Below are 20,086 nucleotides of genomic sequence, written 5' to 3'. Positions count from 1 at the left end.
AACTCAAAACCGTTGCGCTCTACCGCCACCGCCGCCGGCTGTGATGCGTGGGTCAGCGGTCAGTTCAGGGCTGGGGTGTCAGCCGCGGCAGGTGGCCAAAAGGTCGCCATCCGCGTCATAGATCTGTCCTTCGACGGGTAGCGGTTGGTCCCAGTCGAAGGGGATGGTGGCGTTCGGTACTACTGAGGCGTCGACGATCGCAATGCCGTCCACCACAGGGTGCGAGGTCATCACGCTGTCGCCGACCACGCCGATCCGCAGCGTCGTCGCTTCGGTCAGGATTTTCCCACGGTCCTCACGGACGGCGCCCGCACCCCTGAGTTGATAGTCCATCAGTGTGCCGTCGTCGTCGCGGGCCATGTTGCGTGGCTGCACCGGGCAGGCTGCACCGCCGGGAGTGACAGCTGTGTCCGCCCCGACCGACAACTCCACCCACTGGAAGGTACCGGCGTCGCCCATATGCTCGACCAAGCAACTCACCACAGTGCCAAATTCGTCGATGAACGCCGCGGTCGCGACCTCCCACGTCTCCAACCCGCCTTCTTCCATGCCGGGCAGATCACCCACTCGCTCGCTCGGCTTGGAGCCCAGGAATCGCCACGACGCGTCCATCGGCAGGCCGCTTCTCGAGCAGGCCCGGCGCAGGCCCGCCTCGGTGGACATGTCCGCAACAGAGAACTCCCCCTCGCTCGCGGGCTCGGACCAACCGACCGAACAGTGGTAGTCATCGGAGGCAAAGGAGTACTCGACGTCGCTGCCGGGAAGCACTCCTGTCACGTTGCTCAGGTCGGGTTCTGACGCCCAGCCGATAGGTGGCGGGCAGCGCTGCACCACAACGGAGCGCGGAATCAACGGCTGGGTCCACCATTCACCCGGCTGGTGAACCTCCAGCGCCCAACCCTCGGGCACCGCCTCGCGCGGGATCGGCGCGCCACATGCAGACAAGCCCGTGGCGAGTGCGAGCGTGCACAAGACCCCGACGAACTCGCGCTTGTGATCCACCAGGCCCCCCTCCACAAACGGCCCCATCCACTCCGACGATCAGCCTATAGCAGGGCTCAGCCGCGCAAGAGAACCACTGCCGGGTCCTCACGCTCTGGTGTTCCAGCCCAGAACCGAGACGTCGCGCTCGGGTGAGCGTCCCCGACGATTCTGGAGATTGCCTGGGGTGGGATGGGTAAGGCACGATCGCCGGATGAGCCGCCCTCGAGCGCGAGGACGAACCATGGGATCACCCGCCGCTGTTCACGTACGGGACCGTCTCGCCAGTCATGCGGCAGTGTGGTGCGCGGCACGACATTGAGGCCCACTCCCGGCCCATCCTGAACGCTGTCGGGACCAGGCGAGGCGGAATGACGGGATGTTCGGGGCATCATTGGTGGCCAGTTTCACGCGCCATCACGAAGCGCTAGTTGTGTTACTCGCGATCAGGTGTCGCAGGTGGTGGCGGACTGCGAACCAGTCGCCGTCCGTTATCGAGTACTGCGCGGTGTCTGTCACTTCCCCTGTGCGCAGGATGCGGTCGTTTCGGATGCGGCCCTCAAAGCTCGCCCCGAGCCGCTCGATCGCCCGCCGAGATGGGTGGTTGAACCACGTTGCACGGAAGGACACCCGTCGACAGCCCCATTCCTCAAATGCATGGCTGAGCATCAGCAACTTCGCCTCGGTGTTCGTCCCCGTGCGATGCGCAGAGCCCGCCTGCCATGTGTAGCCGATCTCGACGGCCGGGACGGCTGGAATCGGGTGACAGTAGGTTGTCACGCCGATCAGCCGATCATCGGCCAACCGACGGATGGCGAACGGAAGCATGAGCCCCTGAGCCGCCTGGTCCAATTTCGCTTCTACGTCGTGCGCCATCGCCTCGGGGCGAGGAGCTGAGGTGTACCACAAGTCTGCTATCCGGCCGTCCTGCACGGCTACGCGCAGCCCCTCAACATGTTCGTCGCTGAGCGGCTCCAGGCGGACGAGCTGACCTGTGAGAATCTCGGGGGTGAGGATCTGCATGGTCAATACCTATCACCCACCGCCGGAACCAACTTCATGCCGAGCCGCGCCGTCCGCGACTGATCCGGATGCCGAGCTTCGCATCCGGACGAGGCTCGTCCTCATTCACTCTTTGTCGCCTGCTCGGCGCATCGGCGGTGGCGCGGGCACGACCGTCTGTATACATGCTCGGCGCAACACTGGATACGTGACCCATGAAGGTTCCCTTGGGGAAGGCGTTCGGGTTGATCACTGCCGCGCTCACAGTCCTCGGTGTTCTGAAGAGCCTTCTCTCCATCGGCACAGGCGACGAGTGGTCGCTCCAGAAGCTGGCGTTCTACATCGGCAATGCCGCCATCTTTGTTTACGTCTCCGTCGTGGCGGGAGCACTACTGGCAGGCTTGGTGACGGTAGTGATCGGCGAGGAAAAACTACAAAAGACCGACGCCGCGCTCTGGGTATGGGGTCTGACTGCATTCGCCCTTGCGATCCTCCTGGTTCTCGCGGGCGCCGGTTACGGGTACGACGACCTAGATGCCTTCGGCACGGCATTCATGTCGTTCCTCGGTCTCGCGGCAGTTGGAGGTGGGGTGGCCGCTTGGCGCTTCTTCTCGAAGCCCGACGCGCAACCAGTTGAGTGACGTGACCTCGGGACTCCCCTGTTGATGGCGACCTAGATGCAAGAATGTCTCTCCCGTGGATGGCCACGTGCACGCAAGACGAGGACGGGCCCCTGTCCCTGATCGACAGGTTCCACACCGCGGATCTTTTCAGGTTCCCTCAGTTCGCAAAGAACCCTTGGCACGGGACGCATTTCATGCCGCGCGTGGTGCTCTTGCCGCGAAAAAAGCTTTGGCGACGAGCACCAGCGTGCGGGCCGCCGAGGGGCTGACTGGGACGAGGCGTGGTCACCCCACGACGCGGACCCCGTGCCGGATGACGGCGCGCACATCACGCAGAGCGTTGATCTCGCGGCGCGGATCCGCTCCAAGGATCACCAGATCAGCGTCGTAGCCCGGGCGCAGGCGGCCGATCGAAGAGCCAAGACGCAGCGCCTGGGCCGAGCCGCTGGTGGCTGCCCGTAAAGCGGACTCCAACGACGTGTGCTCCGCAGCCACCTGCACGGCATATGACATGGAGTCATGGGGTCTAGCCGGTCCGATCCCGGCGTCGGTGCCGAGGGCGATCGGTATCCCCGCTGCTACGAGACCTCGCAAGTGGGTGAGCAGCGCGGCCATCCGCGATGCGATGGCCGGTGGCGGGGTACCGAGGCCGGGCACCATCCCGAGGGTCAAGGAGACGTGGGCCCCGGAGTCTGCAATGGCGGCGAGCACGTCGGGGCGATCCGCGATCCCCTCGGCAGTCATAAAGGTGCAGTGCTCCACCGTGTCGACGCCGGCAGCGACGGCGTCGGCGATGCCGTCGACGCCGTGCCCGTGGGCCGCGACGGGGAGCCCGAGGGCGTGTGCCTCATCCACGACCGCCCGGAGCTCTTCCAGCGAGAACTGCGACTCGAAAGGAGCTGAGCCGGGGGTGACGTTACCGCCGGTGGCCATGACCTTGACGACCGAGACCCCATGCGCGGCCCGTTCCCGGACCGCCCGCCGCAGAGCCGGGATCCCGGCCGCCTCCCCGCCCAGGAACCAACAATGGCCACCCACCGAAGTGATCGGCGGGCCTGAGGGCAGCACGGTCGGGCCAGCGCCGGGGAAGAGGGCCGTCTCGTCGCGCAATGCCAGCGTGACATACCCCCGATCGCCCAGATCGCGGACCGTCGTCACTCCCGACGCCAAAGCAGTCCAGGCGTTCCTGCGGGCAGTTCTCAGAAGATCTTCGTCGCTGGCCGTCGTCAGCCAGAAAACCGGATCGGGTGAGCAGTCCCAGGTCAGGTGCTGGTGCGTATCCACGAATCCGGGCAGAACCATGGCGTCCGCACCGAAGTCGACGACCACGTCCCCTTCAACGTCCGAGCCCTCCACTCCCACCCGGGTCGATATCAGCCCCGAGGTCACGCCGGTGATCACCCGGTCTTCAATCATGATTTCGACGTTGCCGACGAACTGCTCACCATCGAACATGCTGCCGCACCGCAGGATGACCATGGCCACCTCCAGAGATTCCCTCTGGCTGATTATCGCCCCCGCTCAACTGCAAGCACAAGCACATTGACAGCTCTCGTCCGCTCTTCATCGGCCCACCCCGCGGACCCTGGCCCGCGCTCGTGGCCACCGGGTCATGGATGCGGGATCGGGTGGAGACGTCGTTCGGCATCCCAGCGACGGGACAGTCCCCAACTCCCTCGACGCGGCATGACCCAGCGTCCAGGGGAAAGACATCACCGTCCAGTGGTTGAATCGCACCCGTAACAGCGGTTCGGTCTAGCATTCGGCCATGAAGACCGGACGAATGCTTGCCGCCCTCGGGTGCCTCACCGCAGTTCTAGGTGCAACAAGCTGCGCCGTCTCTCCAATCCTTAACGTTCCAGGCGGCGACGAGATGTGCGCGAGCGTCCTCACCGACCAAGCCGAGCCGTACTGGTTCGGGGTTCCGGTATCGAATCCGGGTCAACGCGCAATAGCGCTACAAGCCGTCCGACTGGGCGAGCAAGACCACATGGTGCTGAACGACTCCTACGCCGTACCGCCGGTGCAACAAAGTGACGGAACCACGCTCGGGGTAGGCGGCATGCGTGACCCGGCGAAAGAGAACCCCGATCTGTGGGCCGGTCGTCAACCTGTGGACGGGTACATGCTGGCTCCCGGGACCGATGTCTTCCTCACCCTGGCTCTGTCGAGGGACGCGGCCGAAACTGGCCGAGTCCGCAGCCAGGTCATCACGTATCGGGTCGACGGAGAACTCTCCGACCGTCAAGCGACGTCCCGGCTGAGAATCATCCTCACAGAGGACTGTCAAACCCTCAACGAAGACGCGTAGCCTCATCCCCTCCCAATGCGGCAGATGACTGCGTTCCGCCGCGACTCAGATGGCGCCCAAGTACCGGCCGGTGATCCACGACTGGGGGGCCCGAGTGATGGAGCCTCCGGTGCGGGCGAGCAGCGATGAGGGGCGAGAGAACGCAGTGATGCTGAATTTCACGGTGCCCCTGTCCCACGAGGTGCCCAGCTTGGAGTGTGCGGATTTCAGCCAAAAGATACAGTGCTGACCCGATGGTGCGCCCGCTCACTGAGGGCGTTGACCGGGCCATCTTCACCGATTACCTCGGACTCAGGCGAGGCGTCCCGCGATGGTGATGACGCGCTGTGTCATGTGCTCCAGAGCGTCGATGGTGTGCTGCTCCAGCTCATTCTGGTTGCTGGGTCCCGTGATATGGGACACGCCGTACGGGTTGCCATCGGTAAACTTCAACGCCGCCGTGTAGCCGGGCGGCACAACGAGGCCGCCGAAGTGCATGACCATCTGGTAAATGTGCTGCAGCGTCGTCTCCTGGCCACCATGGTTGGTCTGCGAGGACGTGAACGCGGCGTACACCTTGTCCGCCAACTTCCCCTGACTCCAGAGTCCGCCCAGCGTGTCAATGAAGGACTGGAAGGACCCTGCCACGCTGGAGTACCGGGTCGGCGAGCCGAAGATCACCGCATCCGCCCAGACGATGTCGTCGCCCGTGGCTTCCGGAAGATCCTTGGTCGCCTCGTAGTTGCCTCGCCAGGCCGGGTTTCCGGCGAAGACTGACGGATCCACGGTTTCGCGGACGTGGCGAAGACGCACCTCCGCTCCGGCCTCCTTGGCGAATCGCTCAACGTGTTCGGCCATGGTGGTGCCGTGACCGGTTGCGGAATAGTAGATGACTGCCAGTTTGGTCATGCGATTTCCTCCCGTGGTGATGTCTTTGTACCGGACGGTACAAGTGTGCCTGAGACGGGTTGGTTGAGGTGGAACAACACCTTGTCCACTGCCCTGCTGAAGCCGTCGAGTTCTCGTTTGCTGAGCGGATCGAACACCCGTTCCTCCACCGTCTGTGCATGACTGGGGGCCGCGTTCTCGATGGCCGTGAGGCCCGGCTCCGTCAGCACGACCCAGGCCCCGCGCCCATCCTCAAGACATTCCTCGCGAAGAACCAGTCCCCGAGCTTCCATGCGCTTGATGTGGTGGGACAGGCGGCTGCGCTCCCATTGCAGGGCCTGGGCCAGATCAGCAACCCTTGAGCGGTTGTCCGTGGTCTCGGTGAGGTGGACAAGAACCTCGAAGTCCTGCAGGGACAAGCCCGAGTCGCGCTGCAGTTGCCGATGCAGGACCGTCGGCAGTTGGGCATTGACAGAGAGCCAGCTTCGCCAGGCGCGCTGCTCGGCCTCAGAGAGCCAGGGGGTGGTGGAATTCATAGCCCCCATCGTAGCCCACATAGTTGACATGTCACATACAAGTTCCCGTACCGCCCCATTCGCCCTGGAGCGGAACCCGAGGACCGACGGGACAGTGCGCCAACGCACAGAACGGCCGAAACCCTCACCAGATGTAGTTGACATGTCAACCATATCTGGTAATGTAGGTGATACGTCACCAACACAGGGTGGCGGTTGACCATCACACTTCCCGGAGGCCCAGCATGCAGATCGGCATCTTCAGCGTCGGCGACGTCACCACCGACCCCACCACAGGCCGCACCCCGACCGAATTCGAGCGCATCCAGGCCCAGGTCGAGATCGCCAAGAAGGCCGACGACATCGGCCTTGACGTGTTCGCGACCGGGGAACACCACAACCCGCCCTTCATCTCCTCGGCGCCCACCACGACACTGGCCTGGATCGCCGCACAGACCAAGAACTTGATCATGTCCACGGCGACCACCCTGATCACCACCAACGACCCCGTACTGCTCGCCGAGGACTACGCGAAGCTCCAACACCTCTCCGGTGGCCGCGTCGACCTCATGATGGGTCGCGGCAACACCGGGCCCGTCTATCCCTGGTTCGGCAAGGACATCCGCCAGGGCATCAACCTGGCCATCGAGAACTACGCACTGCTGCACCAACTCTGGCGCGAGGACGTCGTCACCTGGAAGGGCCGGTTCCGTACCCCCCTCCAGGGATACACCTCCACACCGCGACCACTCGATGGCGTCCCCCCGTTCGTGTGGCACGGCTCCATCCGCAGCCCCGAGATCGCCGAACAGGCCGCCTTCTACGGCGACGGCTACTTCCACAACCACATCTTCTGGCCCTCGACGCACGCCGAACAGATGATCCGTCTCTACCGGCAACAGTGGGAGAAGCACGGTCACGGTCCGTCCGATACCGCGATCGTCGGTCTGGGTGGCCAGTTCTTCATGCGCAAGAACAGCCAGGACGCCTGGAAGGACTTCCGTCCCTACTTCGACAACGCCCCGGTCTACGGGCACGGCCCGTCGCTGGAGCAGTTCGTGGACGGAACCCCGCTGAGCGTCGGCTCACCCCAGCAGATCCTGGAGAAGACCCTGTCATTCCGTGACTACGCCGGCGACTACCAGCGCCAACTGTTTCTCATCGACCACGCCGGGCTGCCGCTCAAGACGGTACTCGAGCAGCTCGACCTCCTCGGTGACATCCTGCCGGAGATGCGCAAGGGATTCGCCGAAGGCCGACCCGCACACATCCCCGAGGCCCCCACCCATGCATCCATGGTTGCCAAGGCAGGCGGCGGCAAGGATTCCACGGTGTACGCCGAGGCAGACGCCGCGACCGGTCACCGCGCTGAGGACCTCATGGAGGTGTCCGCATGACATCGCTGGTCGTCGTCTCTGCCGGTCTGTCCAACCCCTCCTCCACACGTCTCCTGGCTGATGGGCTCACCTCCGACACCGTCGAGGCTCTGGGCGCGGGAGTGGAGGTCACCACGATCGAACTCCGGGATCTCGCCCACCAGATCACGGACCACCTGCTCACCGGATTCCCCGGAGTCAAGCTCGGTGAAGCAATCGAGGTGGTGCGCAGGGCCGACGGAATCATCGCCGTGACACCCGTCTTCTCCGCCTCATACTCCGGCCTGTTCAAGAATTTCTTCGACGTGCTGGAGGAGGGAGTCCTCGACGGCAAGCCGGTCCTGGTAGCCGCCACAGCGGGGACAGCACGGCACTCACTGGTGATCGAACACGCCCTGCGCCCCCTGTTCTCCTACCTGCATGCCGTCGTGGTGCCGACAGGTGTCTTTGCCGCAACCGATGACTTCGGCGACGACGGTCTCGACCGTCGATCAGCGCGGGCCGCGGGCGAGCTCGCCGCACTGATGGGGAAGGCATCCGCACCGGCCGGGTCCCTGGGTAACCGGCGAACTGTCGAGGACGAATTCGCGGAGCCGACCCCGTTCGACAAGCTGCTGCGGCAGGCCAGCGGGCGCTGAACACCATTCGCTGTCCATGGGCGCACACCAGTCCATGGACCAGCCCACGAGGCAGAATGTTCGATGGTGCAACCAACGGAGGGAATCGTCATGACGAAGACTGAACTGCCACTACTGGTGCTCGGAGCCACAGGCGGACAGGGCGGGGCGGTCGTTGAAGCATTACTGGAACGCCATGTCACAGTTCGCGCACTCGTGCGGGACGAGGCCTCGAACTCGGCTCGCCACCTGAAGTCCCGTGGCGTGGAACTGGTGAAGGGTTCTCTGGGCGACAGCGAATCGCTGACTGCAGCCATGCGTGGGGTCGCGGGTGCGTTCGCCCTGACCACACCATTCGAATCCGGACCTGCTGCGGAAGTCATGCAGGGCCGGGCAATCCAGTCGGCGGCCCACGAAGCCAGGCTCCCACATCTGGTCTTCAGCTCTGTCGCCGGCGCCACCCAGGACAGCCGCGTGCCACACTTCGAAAGCAAGGCGGTGGTCGAGAAGGAACTGGCCGCCGGGGACGTGCCGTTCACGATTCTGGGACCCACCTACTTCTTCGACAACGCCCTCGGTGGTGAGCAGCAGATTCGCGCTGGCGTGCTTGAGCTTCCGCTCCCCGCGGACCGTCGCCTGCAACAGCTGTCCAGAGCCGACCTCGGCCGCTTCGCCGCGACCGTCCTCATGGATCCCGACCGTTTCATCGGGGAGCGCATTGAGCTCGCCAGCGACGACCCCACACCGACGCAGATGGCCGAGGCCTTGACCAAGCCGTTGGGCCGCACCGTGCGCCACCACGAGGTGCAGCTCAGCACAATCGGGAGCGACGACATGCTCGCCATGTGGAATTTTCTCCGGGGAGACGGCTACCAGGTGGATGTGGAGGCCCTACACGCCAGCCATCCGAATGTGGGCTGGACCTCGTTCGCCGACTGGGCCACACGGACGTTGGGAGTCTCGAAATGACCGCCACCAGACGGCAGAGCACGCCCACGTGGCCCAGCCTGCGCGTGGAGGATTGGGCTGACACTCGTGACACGCTCCACATGTGGACCCAGATCGTCGGCAAAATCCGTCTCGTGCACGCGCCTCTCGTGAACCACTGGTGGAACGTGACGCTGTATGTCAGCCCGCGCGGCCTGACGACGTCGTCCATCCCCTACGGCCGATCGCGGATGTTCGACATCGAGTTCGACTTCGTGGACCACCAGTTGCGCATCCGCACCGACGACGGCGGCACCCGGTTAGTCGCTCTGGAACCCAAGCCTGTGGCTCAGTTCTACAGCGAACTCATGCAGGCACTAGACGAGCTGGGCATCGAAACGGAGATCCGGGCCACCCCCAACGAGGTGGATCCGGCCATCCCGTTTGCGGAAGACCACCAACACGCGTCGTATGACGCCCGGGCCGCCCATCTCTTCTGGCGCCAACTGGTGCAGGCCGATCGCGTGATGCAGCAGTTCCGTTCACACTTCATCGGCAAGGTCAGCCCCGTGCACTTCTTCTGGGGCGCCGTGGACCTTGCGTGCACCCGCTTCTCCGGCCGCACCGCACCGACGCACCCGGGAGGGGCCCCGAACTGCGGCGACTGGGTGATGGAGGAGGGCTACTCCCACGAGCTCAGCAGCTGCGGGTTCTGGCCGGGTGGCGGAGACGAAGGCGCGTTCTACTCCTACGCCTACCCGGAGCCAGAGGGCTTCGCCAACTCTCCCGTGGGCCCGGCAGGAGCCTTATACAGTCAGGAGAACGGTCAATTTCTTCTGCCCTACGAAGCGGTGCGCACCGCACCGGATCCGGATGCGGCGCTGATGGAGTTCCTGCAGAGCACCTACGATGCCGCAGCCGAGCGTGGCGGCTGGGACAGGGATGGCCTGGAGCATGATCCGGATCGCTGGGACCACCGTCGCTGAGCTCATCACCCTGAGCCATCAGCCACCATGAGTTCGCGTATCGCGTCCACCGCGCTTCAGCGGGGTCGCTGCAGCCACACCCAAACCGACAAAGGCACAGGGATGAACCAAGAACCACAGGACATGGATCCGGCGCGTTTGGCGGTGACGGGACGGACCGAGGCGTTCAGTGACGGGGTCTTTGCGATCGTGATCACGTTGCTGATTCTCGACGTGCGCGCACCCACGTCGGAACCGTCCGGTTTGCTGGGTGATCTGCTCGCGCAGTGGCCGGCGTACCTGGGATACCTGACCTCGTTCCTCTACGTCGGGGTCATCTGGCTGAACCATCACGCGCTGTTCAACCGCATCCAACGGATCGACAAAGGTCTTAACCTGACCAACCTGGTCCTTCTCCTGACGACGGCATTCCTGCCGTTCCCCACGTCGGTACTCGCCACCGCCATCCAGGACGGCGACCCACGCAACATCAGCGTTGCAGTCGCACTCTATGCACTGGTCGCAGGGCTGATGTGCGCGTCCTGGTTGCTGATCTTTTCCTACTTGGGCCGCCACCCGGATCTGCTGACGGGAGTGGATGCGGCGTTCTTCCGCAGGGAGAGGGTGCGCGCGTGGACGGGAATACTTGGCTATACGGCGGCCGGTGCGCTCGGTTCTGTTACTTCCGTCGCGGCGCCGCTAGTGCTGCTCCTCGCCCTGCCCGTCTTCTATTTCATCACCAGCCATGGACTCGCCAGAAAGACTCACGTCTGACAGGAAAACCCTCAGCGCCGCATCCGGCTCCGGGGGCTGCTTGGCCACGACACGAGGACCCAGGTCAGGGGGGAGAGCTGGATCCGCGACGGACCGATCGCCGCCATCGCTCGCGCTGACGCCCTCAGGCGCATCGCGTTCCCGGTCAACCGTCTCCGGGAGTTCCCGTCTCGCTCAGTAGCTGCGGTCCAACTCTGCGCCCACGTCTCCGAGCATCTCGTCGTCCGTGTAGCAGTAGGCCCATCGCTCTCCGGGCTCGAAGGACTGGATGACGGAGTGACCGGTAGCAATGTTGTGGGCGGTGGCGTGCTTGTTGGGCGAGGAGTCGCAGCACCCGACATGGCCGCAGTCCATGCACAGGCGGAGGTGCACCCATGTGCTGCCGTCCTGGAGACATTCCCCGCACCCGTCAGGTGTTGTCGGTTCTGCGACAGTGAGGTTGTCGAGATGCGTGCAGGTCATTGCATTGTCCTTCCGTCTCCATTAAAAAATGAGGGGTTCATCCAAGAAACTTGTGTATCGCGTCCGCGACGAGCCGTGGAAATTTGGGGCAGGCAGATCCTCTGTCCACGATCGAGCATCCTTACCAGTTCACGTGATCCACGTTGGACGGCAATACCGGAAAGGCTACGCGCGAATCACGGCCCTGTCGCGTACTTTCTATCTTTGGGTCGCGACTTTTCAGTCCGTCACATTGCTGGCTGGGCGTCGGTAGTCCAGGTCCTGATACTCGGGATGTCGAGACATCCACGCCTGCACGAATGGACAGATCGGCAGTACCTTGAGGCCACTGTCCCTCACGTGGTCCAGGGCATGGCGGACGAGTCGACCACCGACGCCCTGCCCCTCGTACGAGGGGTTGATCTCGGTATGGGTGAAGACGATCATCTCATCAGTCTTCTGGTACGCCGCATGGCCGAGCACCTCACCATCGCGAACGATCTCGAACCTCTGTCGCTCAGGTGCGTCAATGACGTGGTCGGTCATGCCCGTCCTTCATTCCTGTAGGTGTCTGCCACGATTTTCACCAGACTCCTTGATCCTGCTGCCAGAAGGGCGCTTTCGCGGGAATGAGCGGAAGACTGGAGCGTACACGTCCGAACCTTTCATCCTGCGCTGACCATGACGCGTACGCAGAGTCAATTTCCGCGCGATTGCGGGCCACGAAATTCCACCACATCGTGATGGGTTCCTCGAACGGCTCCCCACCCAGCAGCATCACACGGGCAGGTGCAGCCACGTCCAGGAGTAGCTCGCTCCGGCCGCGGCCAAGGTAGCCGAGCTTTCCGGGCGGGAGGGGCCGGCCGTCGATGCCGATCCTGCCCTCCAACACCACCAGGGCGTACTCCCATTCGGGGTTCAGAGGCACCAGCGTGGGACCGTGCATGTCGAGATCGACACCCACCAGCGGGGTGTCGTGGCGCGCCGGGCTGACCAACTCACCGAAGTCGCCCACCAGGACCGTGGCCACCGCTGCGTCAATCTCCGCCCGGGGCAGGTCGACGTGGTGCTCGAACGCACCGTCGCCGTGTCGTGTTGCCTCCGGGAGAGCGACCCAGAGCTGGATGCCCTCCAGCGTGCCGCGGTAGTGACCGGTGGCCTCCTCAGCGTGGGAGACGGCCCCACCGGAGGTCATGAGGTTCAGTTGCCCGGGCTTGATCACCTGTTCGGAGCCGAGGCTGTCACGGTGCAGCACTTCCCCATCGATGAGCCACGTGACGGTCTGCAGCCCGATGTGGGGGTGCGGACCCACGTCGAGGCCGCTGTTCTCCGTGACGTCAGCGGGTCCCATGTGGTCGGCGAAGCACCAGGCGCCCACCATACGACGCCCCTTGCGTGGCAGGGCACGGCGGACCCGGATCTTCCCCACACGCTCATCGCGGCTGTCGGACACCTCGACGCACGGGGCACTGGGGTGGCCGCAGTCGGCGATGGTCGGCGAGGCATCTGTTGTTGCGACGGGTCCGCTCATGGGTCCTCCTTGTTCGCCGGGGCAGCGGGCACAGTTCGCTCGCCCGTGGTGTGGGGTGCACAATCATTGTCGCCGAGGTTCAGGCGGCCCGTTGCCGCTGGTAGGGATCGTTCAGCAGGAGTGCGTCCAGTGCCTCCCGTGTGCGCGGCGCACGCTCACGTGTCGCGAGCGGCTCCCCCAGCGGTGCCTGGGGGTCGTGCCGACCGACCGCGACCATGACGACAGGCGTGAGGATGTCCCCGAGATCGAACTGGAGTCGTGCGGCGTCGGCGTCGAAGCCGCCCATCTGGTGGACGAACAACCCGTCAGCGCTCGCCTGCACGGTGAGCGTCGCAATGGCCTGTCCAGTGTCGTAGAGCGCCCACGGCAGCACCCTCCCGGTGTCATTCACCGTGCGGGCCGCGGCGAGGATCAATGCGCTGGCCGCGGGTGCCCAGGTCTGGTTTCCGGGCAGCAGCAGCTTGGCGAGTTGGTCGAACACCTCATCACCGCGTCGCCCCGCCACGAACCGCCACGGCTGGCTGTTGTTGGCCGAGGGTGCCCAGCGGGCCGCCTCGAGCAGGGCGGTGAGTTGCACGTCATCCAGACTGTGCCTCGGGTCGAAGCCGCGAGGACTCCAGCGCTCGGCGAGCAGGGGATGCAGCGCAGCGGCTGTGTCTGCGGTCTTTTCGATAAGGGCATCAACGGACATGGCAGGGGGCTCCCGGTGGGTGGTGATGGGGGTCGAGATGGTGAGGCCGTGGACCTGTCGACGCGGCCGGCGCCAAGAATGCAGGGCCGGCGCGCGTGACGCATTCGTCCGACGTCGAGTCAGGCGTCCTTGATCGCGGAGACTTCGAACTCGAGGGTGATCTTGTCGCTGACCAGCACGCCTCCGGTCTCGAGCGCAGCGTTCCAGGTCACGCCGAAGTCCTTCCGGTTGATCACCACGGAGCCCTCGAAGCCCGCACGGAGGTTGCCGAAAGGGTCGGTGGCGGTGCCCTCGAAGTCAAAGGGGATCGTGATGGGGTTGGTCGTGCCCTTGATCGTCAGGTCGCCGGTGAGCTCAAGGCTGGTGTCGCCGGTGCGGGACACCCCGGTGGAGACAAAGGTGATCTCCGGGTACTCGTCCATGGCGAGGAAGTCGTTGCTGCGCAGGTGACCGTCGCGCTGCTCGTTGCGGGTGTCGATGCTGGTTGCCTGGATGGTCACGGTTGCGACGGACTTGGAGAAGTCCTCCGCGTCGACGATCACAGTGCCCTCGAACTCGTTGAAGGCGCCGCGGACCTTGGTGACCATCGCATGGCGGGCGGTGAAGCCGATCTGGCTGTGCGACGGGTCAATGGTCCAGGTGCCGGCGAGCTCGCCGAGCTGGGCCAGCATGACGGGGGTATTGGTGGTCATGAGTGCTCCTGTGGTTCGAACGGTGGATTAGTGACGTGTCACTTACTTTGCACCAAACTGCGTGACATGTCAACTAGCGCCGGCGTGTCGCGAACTGGCCCAGTTTGTTCCGGCACCTGCCCTATGCATCCCGGAAGCCAGGGTGTGCCGTGAAACCTGCAGTAGCGAAGTCCGCACCGACTGCAGTGGACAGCACCCCCGTCCCCGACAAGCAGGTGTCCCGGTGGAAGGACGATGGCGCAGCCATTTCGTCCTGATTCACCCCGACATCATCCAGGCCGCTCAGCGGGGGGCTGAGGGCTCTCGTGCAGGACCGAATCGGGCGGGAATGCCAGCGTTTCGCCGTCCCGGTGTCGTTGATCAGGGTCACGACGGTCTGTCGCTTCGCAGAAGGCACTCAGGGCAGAGGGAAGGGGAGAGGAGGGGCGTGGTGCCCCAACTCTCCCCGTGGTCCTCTCCCGTGGTCCTGATCAGCCGAACAGCACCAGGTTGTTGAACACCAACGCCGACACCACGCGATAGCTGTAGCCTCCACCCGGCTTGGGGGTGGACTCGACCACGTCGGAGCGGATCCACGTGCGGCAGCCGTTGCGGCCGGTGCGCGGCGTGTCACATTCGGTCACCCACTGACGACCCTTGTCGTCGGTCCACTTCCCGGTGTTGCCCAACGGATTGCCCTTCCACAGGCTGCGGGCCGACGGAAGGTAGGTCAGGTTGTTGAAGTGCCACCCGGTGCCCGTCACGAACCTGCCACCCTGAACCTCCACCTGCGTCGACCAGATGGCCGTGCGGCACCTCGTTGTCTGCGAGTACGGCTCGCACGTCGTGGACCAGTAGCGGCCATTGACGAAGTGCAGCCCCGGCGTGGTGTAGATGTCCACCGTGGCAGGGGATGTGGGCTTCGTCGTGGGCCCGGCGCTCTGCGTCGGGCTCACCGTGGCCGTCGGGCGTGGCGTGGTGGTCACGGTGGCCGTGGCGGTCGCCGTGGCCGTGTCTGTGGCCGTTGCCGTCGTCGTCGGGGTCACCGTCGTCGTCGGGTTCACCGTCGTCGTGGGGGTCACCGTCACTGTCGGGGTCACCGTGACCGTCGGGGTGACCGTCGTCGTGGGGGTGATCGTGACGGTGGGGGTGGGAGTGGGCGCCACCGCGGCGGCGCACTTCACCCAGATTCCGGCCCAATCGGCGTGGTCCTGCCCGTTGGCTCCATTCGGGTCGACGTCGAGGACGAGGGTGTCCACGTCCGTGACGTCCACCACAGCGGACTTCCGACCGACGGCGGCGATGACACCCGAGGTCCACAGCGAGTCCCCGTCGCCGCGAACGGACATGATGAGCGATCCGGGCCTGCCCGCCATGTAGTCGTCAATGCCATAGTCGAACTGCAGTGTGCTGCAGGTGCCACCGAGGTCGAACTGGATGAGCGACTTGGCATGTACACCCAGACCCTTGGTGTAGGTGACACCCCCCAGCGACAGTGGGGGGCCGTCGCCGGCTCCGTCCTCACCATTGGCCCGGTCACGCTCCACCGGACCCCAGCCGTTGGTGGACGAGACCCACTGCGCGTCGGAGAGGTAGTACCCGCCGGAGACCACGTCGAACTTTCTGGTGGCGAGTTCCCGGTCCCCGGCCCTCAGGTGCACCGTGATGGAGTCCTGACCCAGGCGTCCGCCCGGTGTCAGCTTCAACTCGACGACGGCAGAGGCACCAGCCGCCACGGTCACCGTGGTGGGAGTGCCGGCGAACACCGTGTTGCCCTCGGCCGACAGCGTGACGGATTGCGTTTCCCCGGTGGTGTTGCGCACCGGGACGCTCAGGGTGGCCGATCCGGTGGTCGGATCGGTCACCGAGGTGCGGTCGATGGTGATGTCGCCTGTGGCAATCACCGGGGGCGGCCCCGCCACGAGCGCATCAATCACGGCTGAGCGATGCTGGAGCAGGTTGGCGAAGTTGGCGGCGGTCGGCTCGGCTCCCGCTGCGACGCCGTCGAGTGCTGCCCTGACAGCCGCATCCTTGGTGCCGAGTTCCGCCTTGGCGAGGTCCAACAATTCGGCGTCGTCCTGGCCGTCGCGGAACACCTCCCAGCGGATCGATGACACCGGGCCGTTGGCACCGGGGTACACGATGTACTCGTCGCCCTGGTCGTAGCGAAAGGATGGGTCGTTGTAGACGTCCAGCGGCCAGGAGTTGTACGTCCAGCGCAGGAACCCGTCGAGGTCGCGCTGCTCCACCACCCAACCAAGCATCCGGGTGTTGAAGGGCGGCGTCTTGGTGACCGTGTTGGGTTTCGTCGGCTCGTTCCAGGTGTAGAACAGTGTTGGCTTGCCCTCGGCACGGCGCTGGTCGATGAGCGACTGAGGTACGGAGTTCAGGAAGCTGTAGTTGAACGAGATGTACTCGGCGATGTCCGCCTCGGACAGCGAGTTGGCGGCCAGTGCGATCTTCTCAGCCCACTGCGGGCTCACTGCCCGGATGACGGCGAAGGCAGCATTCATGCGGCTCAGCGGCTGCTCATCGAAGGCCAACCGTGTGTCGTCGAACCAACCCTTCGCGGTGAGGTGCTCCTGGAAGGCCGTCAGGAAAGCAGTCCATGCCTCGGTGTAGCGGGCGTCGCCCACGGCCACCGTCTCTGCCTTGCGCTGCCCGGTGCGGGTGTCGGTGTAGTTGATGCGGTCCTGGTTCCGGAACTGCAACATCGTGAAGGCGTGGATGTCAGGTCCGATACCGGCGGCTCGTGCGTCGGTGACGATGCGGTCAAACGCGGTGAAGTCGAAGGAGAACTGTGCACCGTCCCACTGCCACTCGACGGTGGACCTGTAGTTGCTCGCGGTCTGCGGCCGGATGGTTCCGCCCACATCCACGAGCCAGGGGTCCTCCGTGATGGCAACATTGATGACCCGCTGGCCGGCGCTGGCGAGGTCTGCCCAGTACGGCTTCAACGCCTGGAAGTGCTGCTCGCTCCAGACGGGTATGTCGAGGTAGTCGGCCACGGCATCCGGGTGCGACCACAGGTCCAGGACGAACGGCCGGTCAGCCATGTCCCGGTAGGCGACGGCGAGGACGTCGACCGTCAGGGGCCACGTGCCGACGACGCCACCCGTGTGACTGACGGTGACGGTGGCGGTGTAGGTGCCAGGGGCCGTGCCCTTGGGGATTTTGACAGTGAACCAGACAGGCTGGTTCCGGCCGGCGGCCACGTCCACGCTCGCCACGTCCAGCAGCGGATCGGCCACGAGGCCCCCGTTGTCCTTGTCGGGAATGAAGCTGGGGTACCGCACCTCGACCGCGTCGATGGGCAGCGTCACTTCGGCACCCTTCTTCAACGCCGTGACCTCGGCTCGCAGCCCCGAGAGTGCGTCGGCAGTGGTGATGGCGATCTGCGCAGAGGCGCGACCGTTGACGGGAACCCGCAGCGCGAGGTCCGTGCCGTCGGAAACCTCGACACCCGTCGCCCCCGCGATCGGAACCCTGACGAAGGATGATGACGCAAAGACGTCGCTCGGGATCCAGGTCTTCGTCTCGCCGGGCGCCACAGAGGCGTCCGTGAGTGGAACCGGGTGCAACTCAGCGGTGGCGGTGATGGGGCCGGCGGCGCTGTTGGCGGTGGCCGTGTACGTCGTGGCCCAATTGCCCGCGAGAATGTCGGCCGAGGTGACGATGTGGGAGGGCGAGGTGTTCTTGCACGCATACGAGGCGCCCGGCGCCAGCGAGGAGTAGTTGCAGGAGGTGGCGCCGTTGGGGGCGGTGAAGGCAATTTGGGTCAGCGTGACGTTGCCCGTGTTGATGACCTCCACCCACGGCTGGATGCGATCACCGATGACACCGGTGTCCCCTCCGGGGTACATGGCGTCCAGCACCGGCCGGATGGTGAGCTTGGGGTCCGCCACGACGGGCGATGCGCCCTTGGAGGCCGACAGGCGGGCGGTCGTCGACGACGTTCCCGCCGGGTTGGTGTAGGTGAAGACGACGTCGTGGGTGCGGACGTCCGCCGTGGCGGTAGCTGTGACGGGGACGGTGACAACGGTGGACGCTCCAGCAGCAATGGCCGGAACGGCGACCTCGGGGCTGGTGAACCGCTGGTCGGCTGCGACCCTGATGGTGCCCGCGGCAAGCGCAGTACCCGACTGGTTGGTGATTGTCACGGAGGTGGCGGTGCTCACGCCACCCGGGTACGCACTGGCCGGCGCGACGGCGAGTGATCCGCAGACCCCGCCGAGCCAGTCGAGGTCAAAGCTGGTGAAGGAGAGGTGGCGATAGCCATCGCGCTCGTAGAAAAGTCCGTACCTTCCGCCGCGCTCACCATTGCCGTCGGCCAGTGCCGTGAGAGTGGAGTACCCGGTAGCGCCCGACTGGACGACCTTGCTGACGGGCCACGTCTGCCCGTCATCGCAGCTCATCCGGACGGTGAGGTTGCGGCGCACGTTCTGGTTGGCCGTGTTGGAGAACAGCAGGACCTTGGACTTCGGGTCGGATGCGGGAGCATCGGGGAACGCGCGGATGATCGAACCGTTGTTGGCAGGATCGGGCAGTTCGGTGTCCTGGGAGAAGGCCGTGTAGGTGGCTCCGCCGTCGGTGGAGGTGGCCACGCGTCGGTAGGGAGCGGCACGGGAGTTGAGCAACACATCACCGTTGCTGAGCTCCACCGTCTTGTTCTCGTCGGCACCGGGTCCGACGGGCTCGGAGGTCTGCCACGAAACACCACCGTCGTCGGAGAAGACGCTGACCGCGTAGTTCTGACCGCCGATGCGCACCGTGTACTGCTGAATGAGACGGCCGGCGTGCGCTCCGCCACGCAACTGGATGCCCTCGCCGGAGGCCGCGAACATGCCGCCCCACGCCCTCCCCTGCTTGATGTCGGAGGTGATGCGACGGTGGGTCCATGTGGCGCCATTGTCATCCGAGACGGAGTAGTCGGCGTGCAGCACGTTCGGGTCGTTGGCGTCCTGGCCGGTGGTGGAACTGGCGAACCCTGCGTTGATCGAGGCGGCGTAGAAGACGAACACCTTGCCCGTCTGACGGTCCACCAGCACCGAGGGATCACCGAAGCCGTTGGGCGCGGCCTCCTGCCGGATGATCGTCTGCGGACCCCACGTCGTACCACCATCCGTGGACCGCCGCATGAGCAGCGTGATGTTGCTGGGCAGGTCGTTCATGGTGGGGCGGCCGTCGTAGACGGCAATGATGTCACCGTTGTTGAGCTGCGTCTGGGCAGTAATGCGGTACCGGAGCCAGTCGCCATCACCGGGGGTGGCGAGGTCACGCAACGTGAGATCGGGGTCGATCCCGTCACCCGACTGCGCGGGGACGGGCGGTGCCGCGGAGGCGGCCTGGGACTGGAACGTGCCCATCAGGGGAACCACCAGCCCAAGGGACAAGAGGATGGAGAACAGACGGCGCAGGTGCATGGGGGATCCTCGATGATCACGGTGAGAGTTGCGCGAAACACTAGTGGCGACAACCGACATCTGACGTCGGATTAGTGGTGTTGATCATCCGCAGTGATCGGGTCCCTCCACCCGGCGGCCAGAGCCACGCCCGCCCGGCCTCGAAATCTCTCAGAGCACTCCTCGTGACGGCAACAGTCGCTTTTCCCATCGCTCTGTTCGTGCCATCAGCACAGGCCGCCCCCAACCCTGTCCCGCGGACCATCCCGGCCCTGGTCAACGCCGACGGCGGCGATCGTTCCGCCGCCGAGGGCGACGACAGCGAACCTTGTGATCACCGCACCCTCGCAGGGTGTGTTCTACGGCACCCGCACCGCCCTGCAGGGAATCGT

19 protein-coding genes are annotated in these 20,086 nt (G+C 65.1%); 7 read left to right on the top strand and 12 right to left on the bottom strand.

The window, feature by feature from the left end:
• Positions 1 to 78: 78 nt before the first annotated feature.
• Complete coding sequence (locus tag EAX62_RS03890) at positions 79 to 1,002, bottom strand: hypothetical protein (protein ID WP_147454000.1); 924 nt, start codon at positions 1,000 to 1,002, stop codon at positions 79 to 81.
• A 396-nt stretch (positions 1,003 to 1,398) separates the two neighbouring features.
• Complete coding sequence (locus EAX62_RS03885) at positions 1,399 to 2,004, bottom strand: GNAT family N-acetyltransferase (RefSeq protein WP_121900318.1); 606 nt, start codon at positions 2,002 to 2,004, stop codon at positions 1,399 to 1,401.
• Positions 2,005 to 2,198: 194 nt separating this feature from the next.
• Here EAX62_RS03885 and EAX62_RS03880 point away from each other — a divergent pair, with 194 nt between their 5' ends.
• Entirely contained in the window at positions 2,199 to 2,624 is a 426-nt protein-coding gene (locus tag EAX62_RS03880) for a hypothetical protein (protein WP_121900317.1), read from the top strand.
• A gap of 267 nt (positions 2,625 to 2,891) precedes the next feature.
• Here the strand turns inward: EAX62_RS03880 and EAX62_RS03875 are convergent, their stop codons facing one another.
• A complete protein-coding gene (locus tag EAX62_RS03875) occupies positions 2,892 to 4,085 on the bottom strand; it encodes a metal-dependent hydrolase family protein (RefSeq protein ID WP_121900316.1) in 1,194 nt (397 codons plus the stop codon).
• A gap of 289 nt (positions 4,086 to 4,374) precedes the next feature.
• Here EAX62_RS03875 and EAX62_RS03870 point away from each other — a divergent pair, with 289 nt between their 5' ends.
• Positions 4,375 to 4,917 carry a hypothetical protein gene (locus EAX62_RS03870; protein WP_147453999.1) on the top strand — a complete coding sequence of 181 codons (543 nt, stop codon included), beginning with the start codon at positions 4,375 to 4,377 and terminating at the stop codon, positions 4,915 to 4,917.
• Positions 4,918 to 4,962: 45 nt separating this feature from the next.
• Here EAX62_RS03870 and EAX62_RS17470 read toward each other — a convergent pair whose 3' ends face one another.
• From EAX62_RS17470 to EAX62_RS03855, 3 genes are all read right to left on the bottom strand, one after another.
• On the bottom strand, positions 4,963 to 5,079 hold the full coding sequence (locus EAX62_RS17470; RefSeq protein WP_199711104.1) for a DUF1990 family protein: 117 nt from the start codon (positions 5,077 to 5,079) through the stop codon (positions 4,963 to 4,965).
• 129 nt (positions 5,080 to 5,208) lie between these two features.
• Positions 5,209 to 5,805: an NAD(P)H:quinone oxidoreductase gene (wrbA, locus tag EAX62_RS03860; protein WP_121900313.1), complete on the bottom strand. Its 597-nt coding sequence runs from the start codon at positions 5,803 to 5,805 to the stop codon at positions 5,209 to 5,211.
• Positions 5,802 to 6,320 carry a MarR family winged helix-turn-helix transcriptional regulator gene (locus EAX62_RS03855; RefSeq protein ID WP_121900312.1) on the bottom strand — a complete coding sequence of 173 codons (519 nt, stop codon included), beginning with the start codon at positions 6,318 to 6,320 and terminating at the stop codon, positions 5,802 to 5,804. Before EAX62_RS03855 ends, wrbA begins: the two co-directional genes overlap by 4 nt.
• 224 nt (positions 6,321 to 6,544) lie before the next feature.
• On the opposite strand from EAX62_RS03855, the gene EAX62_RS03850 reads away from it, so the two are divergent.
• The 5 genes from EAX62_RS03850 to EAX62_RS03830 all read left to right on the top strand — a co-directional run bounded on the left by EAX62_RS03850 (position 6,545) and on the right by EAX62_RS03830 (position 10,958).
• On the top strand, positions 6,545 to 7,696 hold the full coding sequence (locus EAX62_RS03850) for an LLM class flavin-dependent oxidoreductase (protein WP_121900311.1): 1,152 nt from the start codon (positions 6,545 to 6,547) through the stop codon (positions 7,694 to 7,696).
• Complete coding sequence (locus EAX62_RS03845; protein ID WP_121900310.1) at positions 7,693 to 8,313, top strand: FMN reductase; 621 nt, start codon at positions 7,693 to 7,695, stop codon at positions 8,311 to 8,313. Before EAX62_RS03850 ends, EAX62_RS03845 begins: the two co-directional genes overlap by 4 nt.
• A gap of 90 nt (positions 8,314 to 8,403) precedes the next feature.
• On the top strand, positions 8,404 to 9,261 hold the full coding sequence (locus EAX62_RS03840) for an NmrA/HSCARG family protein (RefSeq protein ID WP_121900995.1): 858 nt from the start codon (positions 8,404 to 8,406) through the stop codon (positions 9,259 to 9,261).
• Entirely contained in the window at positions 9,258 to 10,205 is a 948-nt protein-coding gene (locus EAX62_RS03835) for a DUF5996 family protein (protein WP_121900309.1), read from the top strand. The genes EAX62_RS03840 and EAX62_RS03835 overlap by 4 nt, the downstream gene beginning before the upstream one ends.
• Positions 10,206 to 10,232: 27 nt before the next feature.
• Positions 10,233 to 10,958: a TMEM175 family protein gene (locus EAX62_RS03830; RefSeq protein ID WP_199711103.1), complete on the top strand. Its 726-nt coding sequence runs from the start codon at positions 10,233 to 10,235 to the stop codon at positions 10,956 to 10,958.
• Positions 10,959 to 11,132: 174 nt separating this feature from the next.
• Here the strand turns inward: EAX62_RS03830 and EAX62_RS03825 are convergent, their stop codons facing one another.
• The 6 genes from EAX62_RS03825 to EAX62_RS03800 all read right to left on the bottom strand — a co-directional run bounded on the left by EAX62_RS03825 (position 11,133) and on the right by EAX62_RS03800 (position 19,715).
• Positions 11,133 to 11,420 (bottom strand): UBP-type zinc finger domain-containing protein, encoded by a 288-nt coding sequence (locus tag EAX62_RS03825; protein ID WP_121900307.1) that lies wholly within the window; start codon positions 11,418 to 11,420, stop codon positions 11,133 to 11,135.
• Positions 11,421 to 11,639: 219 nt separating this feature from the next.
• Positions 11,640 to 11,945, bottom strand: coding sequence for a GNAT family N-acetyltransferase (locus EAX62_RS03820; protein WP_121900306.1), 306 nt, complete (start codon positions 11,943 to 11,945; stop codon positions 11,640 to 11,642).
• A 37-nt stretch (positions 11,946 to 11,982) separates the two neighbouring features.
• Complete coding sequence (locus tag EAX62_RS03815) at positions 11,983 to 12,930, bottom strand: pirin family protein (protein WP_121900305.1); 948 nt, start codon at positions 12,928 to 12,930, stop codon at positions 11,983 to 11,985.
• A 79-nt stretch (positions 12,931 to 13,009) separates the two neighbouring features.
• Positions 13,010 to 13,621 carry a nitroreductase family protein gene (locus EAX62_RS03810; protein WP_121900304.1) on the bottom strand — a complete coding sequence of 204 codons (612 nt, stop codon included), beginning with the start codon at positions 13,619 to 13,621 and terminating at the stop codon, positions 13,010 to 13,012.
• A 119-nt stretch (positions 13,622 to 13,740) separates the two neighbouring features.
• Complete coding sequence (locus EAX62_RS03805; protein ID WP_199711102.1) at positions 13,741 to 14,313, bottom strand: YceI family protein; 573 nt, start codon at positions 14,311 to 14,313, stop codon at positions 13,741 to 13,743.
• A gap of 470 nt (positions 14,314 to 14,783) precedes the next feature.
• A complete protein-coding gene (locus EAX62_RS03800; RefSeq protein WP_158600505.1) occupies positions 14,784 to 19,715 on the bottom strand; it encodes a glycoside hydrolase domain-containing protein in 4,932 nt (1,643 codons plus the stop codon).
• Between the last annotated feature and the right edge of the window lie 371 nt (positions 19,716 to 20,086).

The sequence above is a fragment of the Tessaracoccus antarcticus genome (assembly GCF_003688855.1).
GTDB lineage: Bacteria > Actinomycetota > Actinomycetes > Propionibacteriales > Propionibacteriaceae > Arachnia > Arachnia antarctica.
The sequence above is the reverse complement of the archived record's forward strand: the minus strand, read 5'-3'. Positions and strand labels throughout refer to the sequence as shown.